Genomic DNA, 26261 nt, shown 5'->3' with positions numbered 1-26261 from the left:
TATTGGGGTTATAGGGGCGTTGATAGGAGCATGTTTAAATGGCGTGCTCGATGATTGTGTTCGAGGTTACCCAAGTCTGTACTTGAGGGTTATATATTAATCTTTTTTGTAGATTTTTTTCAATACCTTACTGCAAAATCATCAACTTTTTTATCACTTGAGAATAACTGCCAGTATTTAATGTAGGATCACCAGTACTCAACCAAAAAATATCAAACTATATTATAAATGATCAAACACTATTAAGAATTATCAAACTTTAATATAAACGCACACATGGGCTCATTATCGAGGATAGAAAAGCCATTTTACACACCCACAAAATGCCTCGATAAGTCACCGCAATAGCACTTTAGTGATGATCCAGTAGCCGTGTTGAGTTGATGTCAAACAAAGGTTTGGCCTGAGTGTTGGTATATAGATAAAGGCAACACTAGTGGAATTCAGGCGCTACTGCGACAGTGGACTTTGCCAGTTCGATGATGGGCGATCCAGAATTTATGTAAGACGTTTCTGAAAGCATTACTTTTGGTGATGAATCTGCAGCTAAAGAGGCCGGGTGGTTTGATGCACAATGTAACAGCAAGTTTATAGCTATCTGAACGGGGCATTGCCAGGCCAATTATCAGAAATGCTATTCCAAGAAGCCATAAAGAAAATGGTTGATGAGCAAGCGAATGTTGGCGATACATTACTCAGTGATTGTGCTGCGCAATTTATGAGCATCATTAGCTTTGTCTGGATGCTATACACCATTCATAACATATTGAAATAATTTGCTAATTTGATGACCCAATGTGAAGATAATGAATCGAATATGGGGATTAAATAAGCCCAAAAGCAATGTTTTGCGGTGAATTTAAATAACTTTTCTTATGTCAAACACGCTTGTTTAGTTCAAAACTGTGAGTAATTCTCCTACAAGTAAGATTTAGCAATAAAGCTGATCACTAGCTTAGTGGTAAGGCTTGAGACTTATAGACATTTTTGGTCGTGATTAAATTCATTCAATGCGCTTTAATACTTCAGAAAACATTTTGGAGCATAGCCATGACAACTAACATAATGATCCCTGACGGCCTGATTCTTGCTGGCTACTCCCTGACAAAATTAGGGCACAGTCTGAAATACATAATATTAACCAAACTGATTCAGTTTGATTATCACACCAGAAAAGACATTACTGTAACAATCACTATCTACGACTGAAATGAATTCATTGAAATTGAAACTCTTGACGAGCTGAAGATTTGCGGAAATCCTTGGCGCGATATTCGTCGAGCCCCCGACTTTCGCTACGCTTGGATCTCGGGGTTTTCTCGACAGATTCGATAAAAGCTTAGCTGATCTGCTTTGATTGGATACGTTATGTCTTCAAGCTTTTCAATCTCAACGTAAGCTAGATCAGTTCGTACTATGACAAGATCTGATTTGCTTCGATATTGAGCTCCTGCAACCACGATAACAGTATCACAATGCATAAACATCATATTGACATTGTTAGGGTCATTGCATTAAACGATGGTAATACAGGTTATATTATACAGGGTAAGTGAAGGGATCTAGCTGTCCCCTTCACCCTCATCAACCATAACAAGCGTTATGTCCAGCATTTTATGTAGTTTTTGGCCAAATGAGCGATTCAACTACAGTTTGAACAAACAGTTATAAGTCCGACTATCAAACTCTGCTAGGTACAATAAAACAGGAAATTAACTCTGATGTGCAGGCAAATTATTACTTTCGTACGCATCAGCAAATGAATGATTTCGATCTCGATGTTTAGATTCATCCTCACGGATTTTAACAATCACATCTCGTAATGAAGCATCTAACGGTAACTTGTAATACTTGATGGCAATTTTAGGGGCTCCCCCATTTTCCACTTCACCAGCATCAATTTTGTCTAGATATTCAGTGTAGCTTTTACAAGCTTCTTCTTCAAAATATCCAACTATACGATGCGCAATCTTAGAAGACAGCAAATAAATCAGGCTAAAAACAATAATGAAAGCACCTTGACCAAGCAGTACTAACGCTCGTTCAACCCAGCTTGGTTTTGCAACCTCCAAGAATATCATCAGATGCATTCTCTCGTTTTCTGCCTCATCTAACAATTCACGGATCCATCCTTCATCATCTTTCATCCGGCGTAAGGCTTTTAGATGATTAAACATGCCCGCCACCATCCCCGGTACCGCGGCAATAGTTTCCAAAATCACCGCACGCTTAGCGTATTTTGTTCCATAAAATATATTTAAAAGAAACTTGAGGCACTGTGTGATTTTGTATGCCACATGTTCCGATAGTTTGGAGGCTGTTTTGTGTTTCAATTCAAAATCTGACATATAGATCTTTCCTGTCTTTTAGTAGTAGTGATTTCAATATCTTGATTACATTGTTATATCTTTTAAACTCAGCAAAAAAGACTGAGTTTAAGTTAAATAAATGACTGCATTTGGGTCTGTTGATCTTTGTATGATTTGTGACCATTACAACTATTTTAAACAGGGATCAACAGCCCCTAGTTACCGATTATTCAAATATTTTTAATTAACGGATTGTCATCACTACCATGGTTTGTTCACTAAATCTCTTCAGCTATTTGATAAGCTTCTGTTGCAGTACCTAGTACTGATAGCATGAGATGGAACTGGATAGAAATCAACATCACAACAGTAGATACGGCTAGTAACCCAAAGCAAGATCATTATAAATTGAACTTTTAAAACAAGTCTTGATCAGATCAAGAGATAATAATTTCCTTGGTAGATGACAATGAGTACTATATTTCTCTGACACATTTTAATTCGAATACAGATCCTCGTATTGAACGCTGTAAAAAGCATCAACTCCTCGATATCCTTTTACTCGCCATCATGGCCGTGCTGTCTGGGGCTGAAGGTTGGGAGGATATTGAGGACTTTCGTCATCTCAAACTTGATTGGTAAAAAAAATATGGTACTTTCGAGGCTGGTATACTAGAGCATGACACCATCGTACGTGTTATCTGTCGATTAAAATCAGATGAAATAGAAAAGTATTTCAGTCTTGGATTTCATCACTGATAGAAACGACAGGAGCAGATATCATCGCCATTTATGGGAAGATGGCTCGACGTTAATTTACCACCAAAGACAGAAAAACTGCATTGCATACCGTTAGCGCGTGGAGTTGCCAACACCAATTAATGCTAGGGCAAACAACTGTTGACAAAACCAATGAGATTACTGTAATCCCTGAGTTACTCGCCATATTAGATATCGAAAACAGTATTATTACGCTTGATGCCATGGTGTGCCAGCAAAACATTGCTAAACAAATCATCAAACAACAAGCCGATCCGTAAATCACAATACAATATGAGGTAAAACTAAGTTCTACTTCGAATTAAATGATAAATATTATTTAATTCTACTCAGAAATTATATAAAAAAATTGAATAGTTAAATTGTTTCGATAGATATCGTCATTTAGTAGAGTGTTCAAAAGTAATGGAAAGCGGCAGTGGTTGCATAATGCTTCATCACTAAAATGGACTTATCTAGCGGCACATAAAAAACGAAGACATAATGCAATAGATTACATCGACATCCTACATCATATTAATGACATTATGTGTCACGACCATTAGAAGCCTTATTATGGTTATGACTGCCTACACTCATTAAGCAATGCACATCATTTACGCGAATTAACAAAATCCAATGAACAAGATGATCAAGTATGGGCTGGAATAATGCGCCTATTCTTACAATCAGTACTCGATGACGTGGTGTTATCAGCAAAGAGAGACAAGCCACCTACATTCGTCACTATCAAGCTATTTTAAAAGAAGGAGAAAAATAAAGTCCTCCACCGATACCTGAAAAAGGTAAGCGCGGTAGGCCAACGAAAATCAAATAACGGAATTTTATTTAACAATTACAGAGACTTAAGATGATAAGGTTCGATTTGTGGTCGATAAAAATGTTCCCTTTACCAATAATTAGTAAGCAATGGACACAACATCACCCTTTCGCACTGCTGTGGATATGGCCTCTAATTAAGAGGCAAAATCATGTGAGCCAGTACACTAAAGCAGGGATAGAAAAACACTATTATCTGTATATGATTAAAGATATTTACAGTCGCAAAGCCGTCGGTTGAGAAGTTCACGGCAACGTAACAGGTGAGCAAGCGGCAGCACTACTAGAGCGTAGCGTTTGGGCAGAGAAATACTTGAAGAAAAACGTCGTGTTGCACTCTGATAATGACGCGCCCATGAAGAGCCTGACGATGCGAGCTAAGATGTACGATTTAGGCGTTGTGACCTCACAACGTCGCCCAAGAGTCAGTAATGACAATCCGGACTCAGAATCGCTGTTTAGAACGATAAAGTATCATCCACGTTGGCCTAGTGAAGGTTTTAACTCGTTAGATTAACGCGCAAATGGGTAAAAGAATTTGTTTATTGGTACAACAACGAGCCCCCCTGTGTCAGGATTGTTGTCACCCCTTAAAATCATCCAATAATTAAATAGAGGGGGCGGTCAATGAGAGCTCAATGGCACGATATTCATCTGAACGTAAAGAAGCAGTTTTAAAGAAGTTATTGCCTCCCCACAATATGACCGTCATGGAAGTGGCACGTAGTGAAGGGATCGCCTACCAAACCCTGTATCATTGGCGCGATAAAGCTAAAAAAGAGGGTCGCCCAGTGCCAGGTAAAAAATTGACCAGTAATGATTGGTCGGCCGAAGCTAAGTTTGCCGTTCTCATTGAAACAGCGCCAATGTCTGAAGCTGAAGTAAGCCAATATTGCCGAGAAAATGGTTTGTTTCGAGAACAAGTTCAGCAGTGGAAACAAGATTGTTTAGGGGGCTTTACGACAAGTGAAGTTCAAGCCAAAACGATTAAGCAGCAAGCCAAATCAGACAAAGCAGAAATCAAATCCCTGCAACGAGAGCTACGCTACAAAGAGAAGGCGTTAGCAGAAACAGCGGCTTTACTGGTGCTTAGAAAAAAGCTCAATGCGCTTTGGGAGGACGACAACGAGGTGTAATGGTCAAGTATTTCTGGAGAGATTTTAAGCCGCTTTTTTTAACTCATTATATTTCTGATGTGGCGTCTTATAATCTATTGCCGAATGTCTGCGTTTGTAATTGTAGAACTGAATATATTGCTCAACCACGCTCACTACTGCGCTGTGATTGGTAAAAGCTAAACGGTTTAATCTTTCAGTCTTTAAACTCCTAAAAAATCGTTCCATCACCGCATTATCCCAACAATTTCCTCTACGACTCATACTTTGTTCAATGCCTAAGTGCTTTAGCTTTTCTCTGAACACCTTAGCTGAGTACTGACGACCCTGGTCTGAGTGAAACATCAACTCCTGTGTATTTGGCCTCTGACGTTGTATCGCGTTATTTAATGCCGCTGTCGCTAACGCTGCATTGGGTTGGCTTGATAAGGCATACCCAACGATTTCTTTGGTCCCTAAATCAAGTACACAGGCTAAATAACTCCACCCCTGATGTGATTTTATACCCGTGATCATTGAAAATGCTTGATTTTGTCCCAAATGGGATCATCATAGCCCCATGAAACAAATTACACTCTCGCCAGAACAAAAAGTAGCATTGGAAACTCGACATAAAAGCTCGAGTGATAGGCGTGAGTGTGATCGCATTAAAGCCATTTTACTACGCGATGAAAATTGGCCAACGCCAATGATTGCCCAAGCGTTACGTATTCACGAAACGACCGTAGTTCGATACATTGATGCCTATGCTCACGACCAAAAACTCACGTGTAATAGTGGCGGCTCTTTAAGCTATCTGAGTCAAGAGCAAACTGAACTATTGATTGCACACCTGTGTGAGGTGACCTACTTGCATAGCCATCAAATAGTCGCTTATATCGCAGAACAATTTCAGATTAAGTACACAGTGTCAGGCCTCAATAAATGGCTGCATAAACATCAGTTCAGCTATAAAAACCCTAAAGGGGTTCCTCACAAATTTGATGAAGACAAACAAACGGCTTTCATTGAATATTATGAGCAACTAAAATCCTCGTTAACCCCTGATGAACCGTTATTATTTATGGATGCGGTTCATCCGACCCAAGCCACAAAAATCACCGCTGGCTGGATAAAAAAAGGCGTTGATAAACCGATAGAAACGACGGGAAGCCGAACCCGTATTAACGTGGTTGGTGCAATCCGACTTGGTCACTTAACAGAAGCGGTCATTGAGCAATATAGCAAAACGGTTAACGGTGCATCCATCATCGATTTTTTAAACCAAATTAGAGCGCGTTACTCAACAAGTGGTGTTATCCATTTGGTGCTTGATGGCGCTGGATACCATCGAAATGCCTTAGTGGTTAAAGAGGCTGAACATCTGAATATAACATTGCATTACCTGCCACCTTATAGTCCAAATTTAAACCCAATAGAACGATTGTGGAAGGTAATGAATAAGCATGCGAGGAATGGGCAATACTTCGCAACGACAAAAGAATTCCGACGAAAAATTACTGACTTTTTTAGCATCACCCTCCCCGATATTGCCGATACACTCGGTGATACAATTAATGATAACTTTCAGAAATTAAAAACTGCAGTTTGAATTCACTTGAGTATATATAGGTAATATCACCCACCCAATGGGTATTATAAGTCGTAGGGTTAAACTGTCGTCTAAGCAAATTAGGTGCGTAAACTTGCTCCTCACCTTGATTTGGATAGTAATGCTTTTTCTTTGGCTTAATCGCTATTAATCCCAATTTTTTCATTACGCTAGCTATGGCGTAAACCCCAACCTTACAATTTAAATCTAATAAATCAGCCTGTATTCGACGTTTGCCATACGTCGAGTGTGACTCAGAGAAAGCTTGCTCTATCAATTGTATCTGAGCCTGTTTTTCAACGCTTTTTGGGATCGGTTTGTAATAGAGACTACTACAACTGATCTCGAATACTCGGCATAATTCACTCATTTTAAAGCCTGGGTTTGCTTTCTTTACTTCGCGCATCATTTTAAGTTTTGATTGTCTCGAATGAAGAAAGCTGCAGCCTTTTTTAAGATATCATTATCCCTCATGGCTTGTTTTAGTTGGGCTTCTAGAAGCTGTATTCTTCGTTGTTCTTCAGTTAATGCTTTGACATTTTTCGGTGTTTTACCGGCTAATTCAGCCTGGTACTGCACTTTCCATCTAGACACCGCAGATTTACCTGCACCTGACATATCTTCAATTTGCTTGTTCGTGTAACCCTGTTCGACCATCAGCTTGGCATATTCTAATTTTTGAAGAGGGCTGACAGTGATTTTAGTTTTTCTAATCATAATAAATACCTTTAAGATTTTGCTTATTTTAAGCTATAAATCTCTACAGTTTCATTAGACCATTACATACATCAACAAGGTAGTGGTAGGGATTGATTTCTTGTAGACGACAAGTGACAAGCAAACTTTGTAAAATACCTAGCTGCTCTGCGCCTAATTCGCTCCAACAAAACAAATAATTCTTGCGTCCCATAGGGATAACACGCAATGCCCGCTCAAGGTGGTTGGTATCCATGGCAACAGCGGGATTTGACAAGAACACTTTCAATTCAACTTGGCGCTCATTCACATAATTTAAGGCTTTGCTTAAGGGGTTTTGGGGTGTTAAATCGGTTCGCTGTCGTTGCTCATAAACCCAGTTGAAAAATTCAGTAACAAGTGGCTCGCTGTGCTTTTGCCGATAGGCTAATGCATCGCTTACCTCGGTTATCTTGTCTTTGATATGTTTTTCATTTTTATAAAGTTGCGCTATTTTATCAATAGCCGCCTGTGCTGCTATTGGCTCAATCAGTAACGCTCTATCAAAATAACGCCTTGCATGTACCCAACAAGTAGCATGCGTAACCGTTTTTTCTTTTTCATTCAATTTTGCCACTGTTTTACTGTAAGCGGCATAACCATCGGTCAATAAAGTGCCGGTAAAGCCTTCGAGCTGATTTTGGGCATGCAAAAAGCCTCGGCTACTCGACCAAGTAAAGGCGATTTCATTGTTGTCACCGAACATCGGCCAGAAATAGGTTTGTTTCATTTTGCCTTTGCCTTTGCTTTTTCTGCCTGCTTTTATGGGGACTTCATCCATGGCAAGGGTTTGACTGTTGATAATAGACTTTAGATTAGCCTGGTAGATAGGCCGGAGCAGTTCAATGCCTTTTTGTACCCAGTTAATTAAGGTGGCTCGGCTGATATGAACACCTGAATCAATCATCCGTTGGTGTTGCCGATAAAGTGGCAGATGATACACCCCTTTATCAACCATAAGTCCTGCAATCAGGGAAACATCGGCGTAACATCCCTCAAGTACATTACTCGGTGCTGATGGCGTTTTCACCGTTTGCTCACGTTTATGGCGAACAATAGGACGACGGTAAATTAATATCGTATAACTGCCGGGTTGTTGCGCTAAGCGGTTAGTTTCTTTATAGCCGATGATTTCATAGTGCTCAGCGTCATCACCCTGTAACTCAGGTGCGGGAATATCGATAACTTTAGTCGGAACAGACGCATCAAAACGTAAACCCGTGTCATTGACTTCATCGCCATTGAGTTGTTTGTTTGATTTGCGTTTGTGGGCTTTGATGTCGGTGGAGGTATCGATTGATACAACAGCTTTATCTGTAGCAAATAATGAGCCCTGAGCGCCCAATTTATCGAATAATTGTTTTTCTGATTTACGACCAAAAAGTTGACGTTTAAACCAATCCAACTGCTGTTTAAACACAAGAATATCTTCTTCGAGTGCTTGAATTTTAGTTTGCTGTAACTGATTGATTTCGGTAATTTTCATACCAAGTATTATAACAAAAACTACCGACTATAGCGCTTACTTTTGAGTGCTTTTTGCCAATTAATCCCCTCAATTAAACACTGTAATTGCGCCCAATTGAGTGACATTTTATCTTCATCACTGGTAACGCGATGAAACTGACCTTGCTCAAGGCGTTTGCTCCATAAACAGTAACCGCCACGACTGTAGTAAAGAATTTTGATGTGAGTTCGCCGCTTATTGATAAACACAAACAACTCACCACTGCTGGCTGGTCGCTTGAGTTTTGATTGCGCCAATGCGGCTAACCCATCAAATTGCTTGCGCATATCAACGGGATGAGCGTAAAGCCATACCGATAAGTTGGGCTCTTGCAGTAACATCAAGTATTCATCATGCGCAAAACTACGCCGTTAGGTAGTGATAATTCAATATCCCAAGGTGACGCTGCGACGTTCGGCTCTGGGCTGATACTGTGCCAATCGTCCTGAGCACTTTCGCTAATGATAGGTTTACTAGTGATTGAAGGAAGTGATGGCTGGTTTGTTAACCGTTTACGCCAAGCATAAAAGCTTGAGAGGGTAATTTGTTGTTGTTTACAGAAGGTAGCGACTTGCAATTCGCTTGGTGCATGCTGCTCGATTATTGCTTGCCATTGCTTAGGCGTTCTGTGGACATTTGCCATTTGTTTTATCTGTGAGTGAATAATGGCATTATTTTAGAGGATTTTGGAGGGGATGGAATACGGCCTGTAATGATCGCTTACGCTGTAAAGTCAGGGTATTATCGTTCGACCAACTGATTAAGCAAGGTAGTTTCTGGCCGATGGCGCTTATATTTCTCACTTTGTTGTAATGGCAGCACATTCGTTCGTCCTTGAATTCTGTGCAGATAAGTGTGGCAAAAAGAGGCGCAATTAATTAATGACGGCACTATGAGCCGGATCGGGTGTACTAAATGACCGATTTAGTTCCGTGTTATTAATACTTAAAAGTGAACTTTGAATGTCCGCCATGGAACAAAACAAATGAAAGCCAAGCGCAATCCCCACTACCTTGAAACGATTATATTTGGCAGGTGAGTTTTCATACTCTTGCCCTGCCCACCAGCCCCTATTACAGGCGCCTACACAATATCCAGTTTTGGTTACTTAAATCTATTATTCACTACATAATGTAACCATTTTTGCACATTAACAAGAGTCATCAATAGTAGCATTGACAAGGTAAACTTAAAGTCCTAAATTAAATACATTAGGTGGATTTATTTCATTTAAGGTAACCATTTAAGGACTTTAAAAATGAGCAACATGACCGCATCAGCTTTTGCTGAAGAGATCGGTGTGCGCTTGAAGCAAGCGCGTCTTAATCGAGATCTCACTCAATCAGAGGTCGCCGTTCTTTCTGGTGTAGCACGTAAAACGGTACTGAATGCTGAAAAAGGTAAAGTACAACTAGAGATTTTGATCGCCATTATGATGGCACTAGATCTGACAGATCAGATAGACCGATTTCTTCCTAAACAAGAAATTTCCCCTTTACAATTGGCTAAATTACAAGGAAAGAAAAGGCAAAGAGCATCTGGACAACGCCGCGACGCAGATGAGGAAACGCCCGAATGGTAATGGAAGTCATCAAGATCATATACCAAGAACATGAGGTTGGTGCGGTGAGTTTTGATACCGACAAAGGCATGGGCGCATTTGAATATGACCCTAGCTTTGTGAAAAAAGGAATCGAACTGTCTCCTATCAAAATGCCATTATCTAAGCGCATTTATAGCTTCCCTGAACTAGATTTCAATACGTTCAAAGGGCTACCCGGACTAATTGCAGATTCATTACCCGACGACTTTGGTAATGCAGTTCTCAACGCATGGGTTGCTGGGCAAGGTCGTTCACCAAATGACATCACACCACTGCAACGGCTTCAATATACTGGTAAGCGAGGCATGGGAGCATTGGAGTATGCGCCAGCAACACAATTACGCAGTCTCAATGCTTCGCAGCAAGTAGAAATCAAGTCGCTAGTATCGATCGCACAAGAAATCTTGGATTCCCGTGGCCATTACGACGTTGAGTTAAAACAACATGGCCAAGAAGAACGAGAAGCAATGATGTCTTTACTCTCTGTAGGCATGAGCGCAGGAGGAGCCAGACCCAAAGCGGTATTGGCCTTCAATGAGGATTTTACTCAGGTTCGTTCTGGCCAGGCCACCGTCCCTGATGGTTTTACTCATTACCTAATAAAATTTGATGGCGTAAGTGAACATAATAAAAACCAAGAAACCTTTGGCGACCCTCTTGGCTATGGGGCTATGGAGTTTGTCTATCACTTAATAGCTAAAAAGTGCAGTGTCGATATGATGCCATGTCGCTTGCTTCAAGAAGGCAATCGAAGACATTTTATTACTCAACGATTTGATCGAATGAAAAATAAAAAGGTACACGTACAAACGCTTAATGGCATAGCACACGTGGACTATAAAAAGCCTGGCTCATTCTCTTATGCTGAATTACTTGGTATAGCCAGACAGTTAAAACTCTCTGCACCTGAAGCTGAACAACTACTAAAACGCATGACCTTTAACATAATTGCCCGAAATCATGACGATCACTCAAAAAACGTCGCCTTTATTCTAAAAAATGACAAATGGTCACTTGCTCCAGCTTATGATCTTGCATACAGCTATAAGCCCGGCAGCAAATGGGTCAATAGCCACTGGATGAGCTTAAATGGGAAAAGAGATAATTTTAGTCGTTCTGATTTCTACAGCTTAGAAAAACTAAGCCCACTCTTTAGCAAAAGAAAGATTGACGACATCCTTGATGAAACTATCGAGCATGTATCAAGTTGGCGTAATCTTGCCGAAGCGTGGGATGTTCCAAAAACACTCATAAATGAAATAAACACAAATTTGCGTCTGGAAATTTAGCAATAGGACGGACTGCGTCCTGCTAGGATCTAGGGCGTGACTGCGTCCTGCTAGGGACAGCTGCGCTGCTAAGATTGAGTCGCTGCGCGACTAGGCTATTGATCTTATAGCCTCTAGCCGCGTAGCGTCCTAGCAGCGAAGCGCTCTAGGCTTTTTTGCTCGCTACCGCTTGTCATCGCTTGCCATCCCTCGTTACCGCTCGCCATCATTCTCTAGTCTTTTGTCAGCAAAATATGCAGCAAATTATCCTGAAAAGTAATATTGCCCGGCAACCGGCTATGTTGCTCGCAAATCATGACCGCGTATTGCAACGGGAAGTAACTGTATTGGTGTCTTGGCTGCAGCGGATCCAGCGAGGTTTTGGCCAATAATGATTGCTTACTTACCGCACCATCGCCCGGTTCCAGCATTAGCGCCTCATAATCAATATTCTTCAGTGGCGCTTTTATTTCTTTTGGCCATAACCTAACAAAAGATTCGTTATCAATATCTTCAATCAAAATTCGGGCAGGTGTTTGATGACAATCACCGCCGAACACAATAAGTTGCTCCGCCGGATCGTCATTTTTAACACTCAACGACCACACAAAACGCCGCGCGCTCTCCAGCTGCTTATACAGGTCGTCGGTTGACACAAGCGCAATGTTATCTGACTGACGGTGTTTTTCAAGGGAGTTGTCGCCTTATTTTTTTATTTCAGAGACCACAAAATCAACACCCTCATAGAAACCACCTGTCTCTCCGGAGAGTACCCTTACATCAAAAAACTCTTTTTGAAGCTTAATATTTTCACTGCCCAAATGATTTATCGTTAAAGAATATTCACCTGGCGTTAAGTCCTGAACTACAAAGAATCCATCGTATTCCGGTTTGATGTTTTTATAATAGGTACCGTCTTTTGTCACGACTATCTCAACATAACTAAAAAATTTCTTACTTATTTTAGTATCTGTTCCAGGTAGGGAGATAGAGCCCATTATCAAAGATAAGGGCACCAGTCCCACTGCTATTTTTTTACCCGATGCTGGGATCAGTACCATACCTTGAGTCGCATTCACCCTCAGTGTAGGATCTAGCATAATGTCTGAATAATCATAAACAAGTTTGTGACTTCTATAGGGTGAAATATCGCTAAGATAAAAAGTACCTTCTTGAGTTGTTTTTACTTGGCTTTGACCTATGCTGACGCCAACGCCAGCAAGCGGCTCTTCGCCCCTCTCTTTTTTGCCGTTACCATTTTTATCGATAAACACGATCCCCTCTAGGTAACTATTATCTGGATTTCTGGCATTATTGGGCATAAAGGGTTTTTTCATATTGAGAACGGTTTCGTAGCTTGCTCCCACCCGGTGTATGTCATCCCTTTCGCTTTTGTAGTCGTAGTCGATTTTTAAAAAAACGTCAAATTTATATTCAAAACCTATTGTCAGGTTAAAAAGATCATTTGTATTATAATTAACCTCAATGTTGTAAGAATATTTATTGTTCCTACTAAGCCTCTTTCTCAGCCTGGCGCTATAACGCCAGCGGGCATGGCGTCCATCATTATAAGCTGCTTCTACGTTATAGGTGAAATCGTTCCGGGCATAATTAACGGCTATCTTTCCTGTATAGTTAGCTTGCCGATCAGCTTCTTTTATCACGCTCCTGCCAAGATCTAGATCCATGCGTATAGAGTTGCTAATATCATAGCTTAATCCGGTATCATATTTATTCTGAGTTCTATCTCGATAATTTTTATTTGAAAATCTGAAAAAATAATCGCTTCTTCCATAATCTCCGCTTATCTCCGCTTCCTGGTAAAGGTCCTTGCTTTCATCTTCAGCCAATAGGTGGCTATAATTCTCATAGCGGTATGATAATTTATGGGAAAAGATCTCACTTTCCCACTCGCTAATGTATCCCTCACTCCTATCTGCAAGTGAATCATAATAGGAAAGGTGAGTCACTAAGGGGATAAATAAATTAGAAAAACGGTATCCAGCCTGTTGCTTTACATAACGATAGAGCGTGTCTTCATCGCGCGTATCGTAATAGTCTAAGGAATAACTGAGGTTGTTTGTTAGCCCGTAGGCAATACCATATTTGCGATCATCCCAGGCGTTACTGTCTCCTTGCGGATTTTGTCCGTAGAAAAAATTGTAGTCCCATTTCCCCCTAGTAAGGAAACCACGGCCCTGCATCACATTGACACTTCTCTCTTCTAGTAATACACCGTTTCGGTCATATACCTTTATCCTAAACTCATCGTTGTTACTTCTCATCTTAAGAGTGAACTCATACTCACTTCTCTCGATACGCTGATAATCGGCAACCTTACCGTTTTGATAGATTTCGACCATTGCATTTTTTGGTGCTTCCCCCCTGATGGTAACGTCCCTGCCTGAACGATTGACCGTATAACCATTCTCACTGACAGATATCCCGCGGATCTTACTGTCATATCCGAGAATATCATTGCCTTGTATAAAATTATCCCCGAGAGCAACCGTCTTGTCCTTTAAAAGGTAGGGATATTTCAGGCTTATATATTCAAGTTCTCCGGTGGCGTAGAGGTTCTGCCTGATATTTAAATCGCCGTAAAGTAGCTGCGAGCTATACTCTATCTCTACGTCTCCCTTATTATTTTCAGATCCATTTTCAAAATTATTCGTTATATCATCAATATCATATCGTAACTTAAGCATACCGAGGTTGACTGCCATCCTGTCCTCCCGCATAAACAGATCTGTCAGTCGCGCACTTTGCTGATTGTTTTTGTTCTCTTCGATTTCCCACTTTCTTCTTTGTGCAGCAACCCGGTAGTCCAGCGGTAGGTTAAAATCCGGTAATATTTCCAGAGTGTAACTCTCCGCCAACCAATTTACCTTCTTCAGGGGAAACAGTTCACTGATGGCCTGTTTATCCAGATAGACGCGGTCATCTATCGTTATGCTTTTGAGGTTTTTTAGCGCTTTTTGGATGTGTCTTTCGTTTGTATCGTTAAAGAGACTACCCGCCATAAACAAATTTATATTTCCGGCTTCTATGGAAAGTCGGCTATATTGGTTTAGCTCGGTAAGCGCCAGAAAATCTCTGATGTCGATATAGATGCCTCCGTCAAAATCGCTCTTTACCTCATAGAAGTCCTGCTCCAGGTATCGACCCACCTTGAGGGTGATCATATTGTCAAAATACTCATTCTGCGCGACAGCAAAAGTGGGATTAAAAAAAAGCAGGCTGCTTATGATAATTAGCACAGGGCTTATCAAGATTATCGCCATTTTTTTAATGGCAAATATAAATAGGTTGATGCGATAAGGAAGTTCAACCAAAATTATTTTTAGCTGCAATAAATTGTATGGGAGAGGTAAAACGGTATAAAGCAGAGATCTTATAGGATAATTTTTGCAAAGGAGATCACCCATATATAATTTTAAAAGAATTCTCTTTTGTTAGCATTATGTTAACCAGAGTGTTGCAGGATTAACGACTCAATCGCTATAGTCAATTTAGTATTTGATTAGTTTTTTATATTGACCGTTGACATTATTTTCCCTTAGTAACGAGAAGTTGATAGCAAAATTCTTCCTCGTATTTGTCCAGTGTAGTAATAGGATTTCGAACCCGAAGGCCTGAAATGTTGGCTCTTATGTAAGATAAACCGCACCGTTTAATTTAATGTCAATATTGACTCGTTTTTGTTTTACAGAAACAGGACCCCCTTACTTAAGGGTAAACCTCAGTCTGCTGCCGTTATAAAGGAAGAGATCTTTTTGTTTGACATTTTCGGTCTCGACAATCTCAAGCGAAAAAACCGACTTCGAATAGATAAACAGTTGTAAGAAAATATTATTCATAGTATTACTGCCAGATTAGAAAAGGCAGCCTTCAGGCTGCCAGAATAATGATTAAACTACTGGTTCTCGTGTAGTGTCTGTATCTGCAATGGCATCATAGATAACAGATACTGTAACAATCTCATTGACAGTTGTACCTGTCGTAGCTCCTGATGTATCTAGACCAACATTAAAAGTAAGCGCTTGTGTTGTTCCTGACGTAACAAAAGCGGTCGCTGTACCAGCAATGTCACCAGTCAGTAAGACTATGGCATCACCTGTAACTGAATATGTGAATGTTTCATCAGCCTCACCCGTTACTGTAGCGACAACTGACACAGTCGGAATAACTGAATCAGTCCAAACATCTCCAAAGTCGATTGCTGTTGTATCTAGCTCTACAGCTATGGGCGTTACATACTTAGCGGTAACTGTTAAAGTATCTGTCACCGCGGTATCTAGCAATTGAGATGTATTTGCAGCTATTGCCGTTGATGACATTACCACTATTGATGTTGCTAATAATAATTTTTTCATTTTGTTACCTCTCTCTTAGTTTGCTTTAAAATGAACAAACCTCCTCTTTCAAAAACAGAAGCTTATTCGGCGATATCGTTGTAGGCCACGAGCACTGTGATGGTAGCGGAAAGGTCGCTGCTCATATTCGCTGTGTCGAGGTCTGTATAAAATTCATGGGCCTGGTTATTCCCTGTGGCCGCCGCTATATAGGTGATGCTGCCTGTTGTATATCCACCGCTAGCGGTGCGGGAAAACTGTAAGGCACCACTGCTGTCGTCATTGCTTATCTTTACCGTATAGTCATAGCCATTTTCGGCCTTGACTGTAAAATCCACTACAACGTTGTCCACATCGCTATCCATATAGACATCGCCAAAGTCGATAGCGCTAACACCAAGCGATAAAGATATTGGTTCAGCGGCCCTTAATAAAGTTGGAAAAATTGATAAAAATAGCAGAATAAAAACAGCTTTATTTATCTCAGAGAATAAAGCTGAACTCTTGGTAAAAATTAATTTTTTCATTGGCAAAAACAATCTCCACATAATCGGCATTTTTCTTCATGACTATTGATTTTCTTAGTTCTACCAGATGCTCGCGATAGAACCCCTGTTTCAAGCTTTCTTCTTTGAGTAATTTCTTGTTCAGGTAAAACTTAGCAACAATATTAAGCGGATAGGAAAAATTGCCATTATTCTGTGCCTCGGCCTGTATCTGATAGCCATTCTCTATTTTCGCTATTTGTAAATTGTCAAAATCCATTTCGGTTTTAAGCTTGCCTTTTCTACCGAAGTAGGGCACCCCGATATTCATCAACATGGTTACTTGGTCGGCACTCTTGCGCGACGGCAGCTCCTTAAATACCAATAGCGCTACATACTCTCCATCTTGTAACTCTTTTTTTATCCGGGGTGCTACCTTCACTTTTACCTTACCCTGCGGTGGAATAACTACAATTTTAGGATAGGCCACAAGCTGGTCGCCAAGATAGTACTTATCTTTAGCCCATTGCGGTTTTGCAAAATCTATTCTTACCCGGACGGGTTTATTGCTCTGATTGATTAGAGTAGTGTCTTTGGTTACTGGGTGGTCAAGATCTACACCAAAACTAGTCTGAGTGACCATAAAGGCACTGTAGCCGCTGATCGAATAAGCGAATAAAAATAGTGCGGTAAAAAGTTGCAGGTATTTTTTCATGTGATGAGTGACGTCCTTATTCTTTTTTTCAACATGAAGAATGGAATTCAGGCAAAAAAAAAGGCCTTCGTAAGAGGACCATATATAAAAATTAGCGCAAAAACAAAAGTGTCTAAACACTTTTTGCAGCTGGCTGCCATTTTACAGGCCCTGTAGTTTTGCGTCTCTAGATTTCTCTAGATTTGCGATTAATTATTTCTATTAAGATATTATCTGAGATCCAACCACTTAACTACAATAATGTTTTACCGTTATATAGTATTAACATATTCAAGAAGAAATAACAAATGTTCGTATATGAGAGCTTAAAGTATGAATTATCGCTGGAGTCGTTGTAAATTTTTAATCCACAGAAAGACCATACCTTTCACAATGTAAGTTCACTACATTGACTATGTTCCATATAACTATTGTCTAACTTAATATTTGCTAATTATATAACTTAACTTTCTTAAGGCTGTAAGTATCTGGGCTAATGTGTCTTCAGTTGCTCTTATTAATCCCTGATTAGTCAACTATTCATTTTGACATAAATCAGCACTTAGAATGTTGGAGCAAAGAGCAGAGGCAATTGTATGAGAATCATTTGCCAAATTTAACCTTTAAAATTGATTAGTATCACCCTCACTCGTTTTGCTCTTACCTCTTTTTTAAGGGCAATTTCTGACTGAAGTCGATTTATCACAATACCTCTAACCCAGCTTTCATTCTTACATCAACTTTAAAGTATAATCCATTTTTATTCACATTATATTCTCGAGTACTGCTGAATTTATTTAATACCTAAAGTTTAATTTTGGATACTCTTCCTTTCGCTCTTATATAAGATATGACGATCCCGGTAGTAGTTAACTTTACCACTCTATTTATGTGGATAGCTATGCTATACAAGTCCACTCTGAAACTATAGTATAAATATAGTCTCCAAATAGACTGCAATTGATCCGCATAAATTTATCAAATGGTGACAGTTATGACTAAATCAAGAAGGGATGATTTTAACACACCTAACGCTTCACATGTTGGTTTTAAAGCAGCTGAGTCCGGTTCGATTAAGATTAAAGCTATAAATGACAAGTTTAGATAAAAGTCATTGTGTAGGAAAAGCGGCACGTACAGGGCAACCGCATGAACGTTTTTTACTCACAAATTGTCCGATAAACATTCAATAATTGTACGGCCGTTAAGCTGAAAACAAGCGCGGATTAATGCAATCGAGTCCACCTTCATCACATAGGTGAATTATTAAGCACTCATGCGGTCGCCCTGGCTACACGTAGGCTTTAAAAAAATTATTCTTTTGGACAGAATATCTTATAAATTACAATAATAGCTATACATGAAACACCTAAAAAAAGTCTTTTACTAAGACTGCCTTGTTCGCTTTAATATAGAAATTTTTGAGGGATTTATGAGAACTTGGTTAAAGAATAATCTTAGAAAAGTGGTCTGTTCCAGTATTTTTCTTAGTAGTTTAGCTTTTTTATCTGTTGGAAGTTTTTTTGCTTTGTTGAGAACACTACTTGCTCCCAATGAAGATATCTATAACGTTACCTTACCTCTTAATGCAATACTATTACTGGCTTGCACCGCTTTATCACTGATTGCAATCATTCGAAAAAATACTGCACTTTTAGTGTCTAATCTTAGTATTATGCTCATAATATTGTTTTTAAGTTTGCCTTTCGTATCGAGTAATTCAATACTAAATTTCAGCATGCCTTATCTGCAGTTGGTCAGTTGGATACTTCTTATTTTGGGTTTGACTGGTAGGTTTAAGAAAACTCACTTTGTTTGGAATTGGTTAAGTCAGGTAAGCTTCGCTATTTTAGCATCATTAATGTTGGCTTTACTGTTGACTAATAGTAGTACCTTGGGGAATCTGCAATTTGGGGTGAGTCCTCCTCAGTCAATCAATATTGCAATTTTTATTCTCTTTTCTTCTATAGCAGGATTTACGGTTCCATCGATTTTATGTTTCAACATAGTAGAACATAGCCGCAGTTTCGGGAGTTGGCTAGCTGTGTTACTCACGGTTTCTACCATATTGCTCTGGTTGAATTTCATGCACCAATTAGAAGTTAGTAATCAGAAAATAGTAAATCAAACAATATTAAAGTTTCAGCAACAAACTGAACAACTTTTAGATAGGCAAAAAGGATTAATGGCGCGACTAGGGGATCGTCTCTCATTATCAAATGTTACCTACCAGCCACAACAACTAAGTTTGGATTTGAATACATATTTACGTGATTTTAATTATTTCGATTATATTGCTGTCTTGGACAATATTGGTAATGTGTATTATTCCGCTGCTCAAAGTAAAGCTATCAAGCAATGGTATGACAGATATCTAGTTTCTGAGTATCCTTTATTGTCTACGAGAGCTAATTCGAGAGCCCCTGAAGATATCAGCTTTTACTATAACGATGAAATAGATTATACCTTTGTCAGAGTGCAACTGTCCCAACCAAATGCGTTCGATCTGTCCACCATTATTGCTGGCATAAACTTCAAACAAGTCATGCAGTCAACTATACCTTTTATAGTTCCAACAGGTTATGCTATTACGTTAGCTTATGAAAAAAAAGAGAAATTATTGTTTAACCAGCTTGACTCACAACAAAAATATTTTCGACTAGGGGCGTATGATGTTAACTCTCTAAGTGTTATAAACTGGGACCTAGAGCTTTACCGAGATTTTGACATTGAGCTAAATTATGTAATGCAAGTCTCTGAGGTTGTTTTAATGACTGGATGGTTAGCATGCTTTCTAGCTCTATTATCTCATCAATATCAAAATAAAATACAATGGCAGCAAAAGCGTTTACTAGCAGGCTATACAAAATTACGAAATAGCCTTACGTTACAACACAAATTCCAAACTCACCATCTACAGATTATGGAGAACTCGGCAGATCTTTTATGCATTATTGATACTGATGGTAAATTTGTAGAAGTGAGTAACTCGAGCTTTTGGGTGCTAGGCTATCCTGCAAAAGAACTTAACGGTCGCATGTTCATGGATTTTGTTCACCCCGATGATCGTGGCATGACCGGACATGAAGCTGAGACAATAACTAGCGGTCAAAAGACCAAACACTTCCGGAATAGATACATAAGGAAGGACGGTAATGTAGTGCACTTGATGTGGTCTGCTCGCTATGAGCCAGGTCTTCAAACAATGTATGGTGTCGCAAGAGATATCAGTGACCTTGTTAAAGCGGAACGTTTTCAGCAGGCTCAACAATATATCTTACAACTCATCTCTGTTGAGGCGCCTGTCGTTAAAATATTAAAGCAAATCTGCTTAATGGCTGAGGAAAATAATTCAGCTGTTAAAGCCTGTGTAATGCTCAAGGTAGAACAACACCTAGAAATTGCTTCTGCTCCTTCGTTTAGTCAAAATTATCATTCAGCCCTAGCTGACGTACCTATTGCCAATAATTCAGGTTCTTGCGGTTCGGCAGCTTTTCGAAAGAGTGTGATTATTATTGAAGATATTGCCACCGACCCTAAGAGGCCTTCATACGCAGACGTTGTGTTAACCGAAAAATTACATGCCAGCTGGTCTATGCCGATATTATTAGATAACGGAAATATTTTAGGTACCTTTGCGCTCTATTGCAAAAGTGCCCGAGCCCCGAGTTCACAAGAGTTAGAGCTAATGACAATCTGCTGTCATTTTACCGCGAATGCTATAGAGCGATCGTTACAAAAACAATTACTAATTGAGAGCGAACAACGCTTTCGTTCGCTATGTCAGTTGAATCCTGATTCTGTTTTTATTTTGGATGATCAAGGCTATTTCACCAATATGAATAAGCTAGGTTGTAACTTGTTGGAATTGCCGTTACCCGAGTTAAAACGCATGCATTTTAACCAAGTTATCTTCAATGAAAAACTCGGAGAGGTGTCACAATACTTTGCCCGCACTTTATCGGGTGAATCTATGAGCTTTGACACTAGTATTCTTAGCCGTTCTGGTAGACAACATGAATTACAAATTACGATAATACCCACCTTGATTGGTGGGAAAATCACAGGTGTGATAGGCATAGGCAAAGATATCACGCAGCGCTTACAAACAGAAAAACAACTTAGATTATTCAAAAGGGCTGTTGATGCTAGCTCTAATGGCGTGGCCATAACCGAAATTACGAAGTCAGACAAACCGATTGTCTACGTTAATAATGCTTTTGAAAAGCTTACAGGATATAGCCTGGAAGAGTCGGTAGGAAGAGACTGCCAGTTTTTGCAAGGTAAAGAACGTGACCCGTTGGCGATTAGACAAATTCGGTCTGCTATCCAATCAAAACAAGAGACTAGAGTTATACTCAAGAATTATCGTAAAGATGGTCGCGTATTCTGGAATAACTTATTTTTATCTCCGGTCCCTAATGACGTCGGTGTAATAACACATTACGTTGGTATTCAAACAGATATAACGGAACAGATAAAATTCAAACAGGAGTTGGCATTTAACGCCTCTCATGATCTCCTAACCGGTTTACCTAATCGAAACCTATTAAGGGACCGATTATTAAAAAGTCTTAAGAGTAGTGCCAGGCACAATCAGAAAGTAGCGATACTTTGCATTGACTTGGATGGGTTTCATTTGATGGATGACAACCTAGGTCATTTAAATCGTGATGACGTTATTCATCAAATAAGTACTCGGATCAATAGCCAAATTCGCTCAGACGATACGCTAGCCAGTATGGGCGGGGACGAACTTGTTTTATTGATGGCCGATCATAAAGATATTAATCAGCTTAACGCAGCAGCAGAACGCATGTTAACCATGGTATCAACACCGCTCAATATAAATGGACAGGAGTTGCAACTAACAGCGAGCATCGGTATCAGTATCAGTATTTCTGATGATGACATATATGAGCCAATGAAACTGGTTAAACAGGCTGGTCTGGCTATGTATCAGGCAAAGCAACTTGGGAGCAATAATGTACAGTGGTACAACGAGGAGATGGAAACATCGCTGAACAAACGACAGAATCTAAGAGTTATGTTAAAACAGGCTATTGTAAATCAAGAATTTGAATTGTATTACCAGCCACAAGTAGAAGCAGGCAGTGGCCGTTTGATTGGCTTAGAAGCCTTATTGCGCTGGCGCCAACCAGATTTAGGTCTTATTGGCCCCGACGAATTTATTCCGATAGCAGAAGAAATGGGGTTAATTGTTGAGATAGGCCAGTGGGTAATCGAACAGGCCGCCTCCTATAATCGTTCATTACAAGAGCGAGGGCTGGTTAAACTCATTATGGCAGTGAATTTGTCATCCCTACAATTTGAACAAGAAGATTTTGTAGAACAACTAGAAGAGACGCTAAAAAGGGTAAAACTAGCACCGAAATGGTTCGAGCTAGAGTTGACAGAGTCGTTATTACTAGCAAATATTGAAGAAGTCGTATACAAGTTACAACATCTTAAACAGCTAGGCATTAGTATCGCAATCGACGACTTTGGTACGGGTTATTCAAGTTTGAGCTACTTAAAACGCTTACCTATAGACAAACTTAAGATTGATAAATCATTTATTCGTGAATTAGTAACTGATCAAAAAGATGCGGCTATTACCCGTGCCATCATTGCATTAGCCCACCAATTAGGCTTAAAAGTGATAGCCGAAGGTATCGAAACGAAACCCCAGGCAACCTTACTTCATAAAAGCTTGTGTGACGAACTACAAGGATACTTCTTCTCAAAACCATTACCTACGGACAAGTTAGAAATTTTTTTACAGCACTACTTACCCTGTCTGTAATGGTCTAATGAAACTGTAGAGATTTATAGCTTAAAATAAGCAAAATCTTAAAGGTATTTATTATGATTAGAAAAACTAAAATCACTGTCAGCCCTCTTCAAAAATTAGAATATGCCAAGCTGATGGTCGAACAGGGTTACACGAACAAGCAAATTGAAGATATGTCAGGTGCAGGTAAATCTGCGGTGTCTAGATGGAAAGTGCAGTACCAGGCTGAATTAGCCGGTAAAACACCGAAAAATGTCAAAGCATTAACTGAAGAACAACGAAGAATACAGCTTCTAGAAGCCCAACTAAAACAAGCCATGAGGGATAATGATATCTTAAAAAAGGCTGCAGCTTTCTTCATTCGAGACAATCAAAACTTAAAATGATGCGCGAAGTAAAGAAAGCAAACCCAGGCTTTAAAATGAGTGAATTATGCCGAGTATTCGAGATCAGTTGTAGTAGTCTCTATTACAAACCGATCCCAAAAAGCGTTGAAAAACAGGCTCAGATACAATTGATAGAGCAAGCTTTCTCTGAGTCACACTCGACGTATGGCAAACGTCGAATACAGGCTGATTTATTAGATTTAAATTGTAAGGTTGGGGTTTACGCCATAGCTAGCGTAATGAAAAAATTGGGATTAATAGCGATTAAGCCAAAGAAAAAGCATTACTATCCAAATCAAGGTGAGGAGCAAGTTTACGCACCTAATTTGCTTAGACGACAGTTTAACCCTACGACTTATAATACCCATTGGGTGGGTGATATTACCTATATAAAATCACATCAGGGGTGGAGTTATTTAGCCTGTGTACTTGATTTAGGGACCAAAGAAATCGTTGGGTATGCCTTATCAAGCCAACCCAATGCAGCGTTAGCGACAGCGGCATTAAATAACGCGATACAACGTCAGAGGCCAAATACACAGGAGTTGATGTTTCACTCAGACCAGGGTTGTCAGTACTCAGCTAAGGTGTTCAGAGAAAAGCTAAAGCACTTAGGCATTGAACAAAGTATGAGTCGTAGAGGAAATTGTTGGGATAATGCGGTGATGGAACGATTTTTTAGGAGTTTAAAGACTGAAAGATTAAACCGTTTAGCTTTTACCAATCACAGCGCAGTAGTGAGCGTGGTTGAGCAATATATTCAGTTCTACAATTACAAACGCAGACATTCGGCAATAGATTATAAGACGCCACATCAGAAATATAATGAGTTAAAAAAAGCGGCTTAAAATCTCTCCAGAAATACTTGACCATTACATTTTGGCTTGAACTTCACTTGTCGTAAAGCCCCCTAAACAATCTTGTTTCCACTGCTGAACTTGTTCTCGAAACAAACCATTTTCTCGGCAATATTGGCTTACTTCAGCTTCAGACATTGGCGCTGTTTCAATGAGAACGGCAAACTTAGCTTCGGCCGACCAATCATTACTGGTCAATTTTTTACCTGGCACTGGGCGACCCTCTTTTTTAGCTTTATCGCGCCAATGATACAGGGTTTGGTAGGCGATCCCTTCACTACGTGCCACTTCCATGACGGTCATATTGTGGGGAGGCAATAACTTCTTTAAAACTGCTTTTTTACGTTCAGATGAATATCGTGCCATTGAGCTCTCATTGACCGCCCCCTCTATTTAATTATTGGATGATTTTAAGGGATGACAACAATCCTGACACAGGGGGCACTGCACCACATGACTCACTTTCAACCGCAGTAGCCTCTTCTTGAAGTCCTTGTTTACGCAGATAAAAAGGTAACGTTAATGCTTCCCTTAGTTGCAGTAATCTTACCCCTACAAAGGCCAAGATTGATACGGCTCGTTCTAAATTATCTGCCTCAGTCATCCGCTGCCTTTCCGCTCCAGCACCCGTTTTCCACGCTTTATGGAAATCTTCCACCCGCCATCTTGCGGCGTAGATATTGATGATTTTTAGGGTGTTAGCCAAGGTGTCAACCGGCTCAGTGGTTAACAATACCCAGCGTAATGGCTCACTCTCTGCTGCGGTATTAGTTTCTTGGGCCAACACCACATTAATGCTTTGTGTGGTGACTTTGCCTTTAAGTGTGATGCTCGCAACCTTGACCGATAATTGCGCTTGCCTGCTAGGGCGATTTACTCGCTGGCCATTGGGTTTTTTCAATCCTTTTTGGGGAATATCTAACGAGTAACCCCCTATGACAGCCTGTGTATCTAGGTAGTCAAATAGCGTTAATTCAGACTCTTCTATTTTACGTGGATGTTTAGCCCTCACCACGAACCTTTCTCTATGTGATTGTTTATCTACTATATAATTTAAAATATCGGCTTCTCGATCACAGACTGAAATGACGTTCGCCATGGTATCGCCTAAGCGTTGACGGCAGAAATAGGAGGCATCGGGCCATTTACCACTCTCTTTTTCATCAGCATCACTGATATCGTCAGGACGGCACCACCAATCTTGATGAATGAGCCCTAACGTACGGGTGGTCTTGCTATCGAGTAATAAGGTGGAGTGCACCCACCACCCACGTGATTTATCTGTTTTTTTGCCCAGTTTTCCTAGGCTTTCTGCCACTTGGTGCTTATAACTCAGGGACGTTGTATCCTCAAGTGCCAAGATTTCTGGGGTCTCTTTGGCTAGCAATGCGGTATGGGCAAACCCTGCCGCTCGCATCACATCAGCCGACACATTATCATTGCGAATGAACCGATAAGCCCCTTCAAGCGCGGCGTCATCTCCCTTGCAGGACACAGCCATCGATTTACCACTATGACTTGCCATAGCGGCTGAAATGTCGACCAATCGTTCTGTTCTTCGCGGGTCGCCTAAATTGGCATGTTGGAAATGATCTTTGGCCCATTGTTCAGGGTTGAATATTGACATGGCTTTTATCTAAGTAATTGAAGTTACTTGATCTGATCACAGTTCACCCCAGAAGTTCAATATTTTTTATACTTGTGTAGAAGAGTCAGCGTTAATACTGTTGTGATCTTATACTCTTTTTTATAGATTATTACATGAGTCTTTCTGGCTTCTCCGAGCACTTTAATCACATCGATGATCCACGCCAAACGAATAAAATAACTCATCCTTTTTTTTTAATATGCTATTTCTGACAGTTGCAGCTGTCATTGTAGTGGTCAAGTTAAATTAGCCACGATTTTAGAGTCATTCTAATATATATATGTGGGAAGGCCTGAGACTTATAAACACTTTTTA

The 26261-nt window shown here is 40.0% G+C and carries 15 protein-coding genes, 7 pseudogenes and 1 riboswitch; of the genes and pseudogenes, 9 read left to right on the top strand and 13 right to left on the bottom strand.

Features of this window, described 5'->3' with window-relative positions:
• Positions 1-631: 631 nt before the first annotated feature.
• Positions 632-775, top strand: coding sequence for a hypothetical protein (locus EGC80_RS22435; RefSeq protein ID WP_164839459.1), 144 nt, complete (start codon positions 632-634; stop codon positions 773-775).
• A gap of 937 nt (positions 776-1712) precedes the next feature.
• Here EGC80_RS22435 and EGC80_RS11565 read toward each other — a convergent pair.
• Positions 1713-2348: an alternative oxidase gene (locus EGC80_RS11565; RefSeq protein WP_124013985.1), complete on the bottom strand. Its 636-nt coding sequence runs from the start codon at positions 2346-2348 to the stop codon at positions 1713-1715.
• A 441-nt stretch (positions 2349-2789) separates the two neighbouring features.
• Between EGC80_RS11565 and EGC80_RS11560 the strand changes: the two are divergent.
• From EGC80_RS11560 to EGC80_RS11550, 3 pseudogenes are all read left to right on the top strand, one after another.
• Positions 2790-3343: pseudogene (locus tag EGC80_RS11560) on the top strand (ISAs1 family transposase); the annotation flags it as partial.
• A gap of 749 nt (positions 3344-4092) precedes the next feature.
• Positions 4093-4499 (top strand): annotated as a pseudogene (locus tag EGC80_RS11555) (transposase); the annotation flags it as partial.
• 47 nt (positions 4500-4546) lie between these two features.
• Positions 4547-5040 (top strand): annotated as a pseudogene (locus tag EGC80_RS11550) (transposase); the annotation flags it as partial.
• Positions 5041-5068: 28 nt separating this feature from the next.
• Here the strand turns inward: EGC80_RS11550 and EGC80_RS11545 are convergent.
• A pseudogene (locus EGC80_RS11545) lies at positions 5069-5536 on the bottom strand (IS3 family transposase); the annotation flags it as partial.
• Between the two features lie 46 nt (positions 5537-5582).
• On the opposite strand from EGC80_RS11545, the gene EGC80_RS11540 reads away from it, so the two are divergent.
• On the top strand, positions 5583-6614 hold the full coding sequence (locus EGC80_RS11540; RefSeq protein ID WP_124693477.1) for an IS630 family transposase: 1032 nt from the start codon (positions 5583-5585) through the stop codon (positions 6612-6614).
• 1 nt (position 6615) lies between these two features.
• On the opposite strand, the pseudogene EGC80_RS11535 reads toward EGC80_RS11540, so the two are convergent.
• From EGC80_RS11535 to tnpA, 4 genes and pseudogenes are all read right to left on the bottom strand, one after another.
• Positions 6616-7331, bottom strand: a pseudogene (locus tag EGC80_RS11535) (IS3 family transposase); the annotation flags it as partial.
• 43 nt (positions 7332-7374) lie between these two features.
• Positions 7375-8835 (bottom strand): IS66 family transposase, encoded by a 1461-nt coding sequence (gene tnpC / locus EGC80_RS11530; RefSeq protein ID WP_206191989.1) that lies wholly within the window; start codon positions 8833-8835, stop codon positions 7375-7377.
• A 20-nt stretch (positions 8836-8855) separates the two neighbouring features.
• Positions 8856-9197: an IS66 family insertion sequence element accessory protein TnpB gene (gene tnpB, locus EGC80_RS11525; protein WP_124011556.1), complete on the bottom strand. Its 342-nt coding sequence runs from the start codon at positions 9195-9197 to the stop codon at positions 8856-8858.
• Positions 9197-9499, bottom strand: a complete 303-nt coding sequence (gene tnpA, locus EGC80_RS11520; protein WP_124011557.1) for an IS66 family insertion sequence element accessory protein TnpA — start codon at positions 9497-9499, stop codon at positions 9197-9199. Before tnpA ends, tnpB begins: the two co-directional genes overlap by 1 nt.
• Before the next feature lie 615 nt (positions 9500-10114).
• On the opposite strand from tnpA, the gene EGC80_RS11515 reads away from it, so the two are divergent.
• Both EGC80_RS11515 and EGC80_RS11510 read left to right on the top strand, forming a co-directional pair.
• Complete coding sequence (locus EGC80_RS11515) at positions 10115-10438, top strand: helix-turn-helix transcriptional regulator (protein WP_124013342.1); 324 nt, start codon at positions 10115-10117, stop codon at positions 10436-10438.
• Positions 10432-11748, top strand: coding sequence for a type II toxin-antitoxin system HipA family toxin (locus EGC80_RS11510; protein ID WP_124013341.1), 1317 nt, complete (start codon positions 10432-10434; stop codon positions 11746-11748). The genes EGC80_RS11515 and EGC80_RS11510 overlap by 7 nt, the downstream gene beginning before the upstream one ends.
• A 212-nt stretch (positions 11749-11960) precedes the next feature.
• Here EGC80_RS11510 and EGC80_RS11505 read toward each other — a convergent pair whose 3' ends face one another.
• From EGC80_RS11505 to EGC80_RS11485, 5 genes are all read right to left on the bottom strand, one after another.
• Entirely contained in the window at positions 11961-12383 is a 423-nt protein-coding gene (locus tag EGC80_RS11505) for a hypothetical protein (RefSeq protein WP_124013340.1), read from the bottom strand.
• A gap of 48 nt (positions 12384-12431) precedes the next feature.
• A complete protein-coding gene (locus EGC80_RS11500) occupies positions 12432-15155 on the bottom strand; it encodes a fimbria/pilus outer membrane usher protein (protein WP_233768494.1) in 2724 nt (907 codons plus the stop codon).
• A gap of 483 nt (positions 15156-15638) precedes the next feature.
• Positions 15639-16103 (bottom strand): hypothetical protein, encoded by a 465-nt coding sequence (locus tag EGC80_RS11495; protein WP_124013339.1) that lies wholly within the window; start codon positions 16101-16103, stop codon positions 15639-15641.
• A 62-nt stretch (positions 16104-16165) separates the two neighbouring features.
• Entirely contained in the window at positions 16166-16609 is a 444-nt protein-coding gene (locus EGC80_RS11490; protein ID WP_233768493.1) for a hypothetical protein, read from the bottom strand.
• The gene (locus EGC80_RS11485; protein ID WP_124013338.1) at positions 16566-17282 is read right to left on the bottom strand and encodes a fimbrial biogenesis chaperone; all 717 of its coding nucleotides are present in this window, start codon (positions 17280-17282) and stop codon (positions 16566-16568) included. Before EGC80_RS11485 ends, EGC80_RS11490 begins: the two co-directional genes overlap by 44 nt.
• 121 nt (positions 17283-17403) lie before the next feature.
• A riboswitch (cyclic di-GMP riboswitch) is annotated at positions 17404-17479 on the bottom strand.
• Positions 17480-18693: 1214 nt separating this feature from the next.
• Here EGC80_RS11485 and EGC80_RS11480 point away from each other — a divergent pair.
• Both EGC80_RS11480 and EGC80_RS11475 read left to right on the top strand, forming a co-directional pair.
• The gene (locus EGC80_RS11480; protein WP_124013337.1) at positions 18694-23067 is read left to right on the top strand and encodes a bifunctional diguanylate cyclase/phosphodiesterase; all 4374 of its coding nucleotides are present in this window, start codon (positions 18694-18696) and stop codon (positions 23065-23067) included.
• Positions 23068-23129: 62 nt separating this feature from the next.
• A protein-coding gene (locus tag EGC80_RS11475; protein WP_407695556.1) for an IS3 family transposase occupies positions 23130-24289 on the top strand; the annotation gives its coding sequence in 2 pieces (ribosomal slippage) (positions 23130-23403 and positions 23403-24289; 1161 coding nt in all).
• 30 nt (positions 24290-24319) lie between these two features.
• Here the strand turns inward: EGC80_RS11475 and EGC80_RS11470 are convergent.
• Both EGC80_RS11470 and EGC80_RS11465 read right to left on the bottom strand, forming a co-directional pair.
• Positions 24320-24664, bottom strand: a pseudogene (locus EGC80_RS11470) (transposase); the annotation flags it as partial.
• 76 nt (positions 24665-24740) lie between these two features.
• Positions 24741-25934 (bottom strand): annotated as a pseudogene (locus EGC80_RS11465) (IS4 family transposase); the annotation flags it as partial.
• Positions 25935-26261 lie beyond the last annotated feature (327 nt).

This window comes from Shewanella psychromarinicola, from assembly GCF_003855155.1.
Lineage (GTDB): Bacteria > Pseudomonadota > Gammaproteobacteria > Enterobacterales > Shewanellaceae > Shewanella > Shewanella psychromarinicola.
The sequence above is the reverse complement of the archived record's forward strand: the minus strand, read 5'-3'. Positions and strand labels throughout refer to the sequence as shown.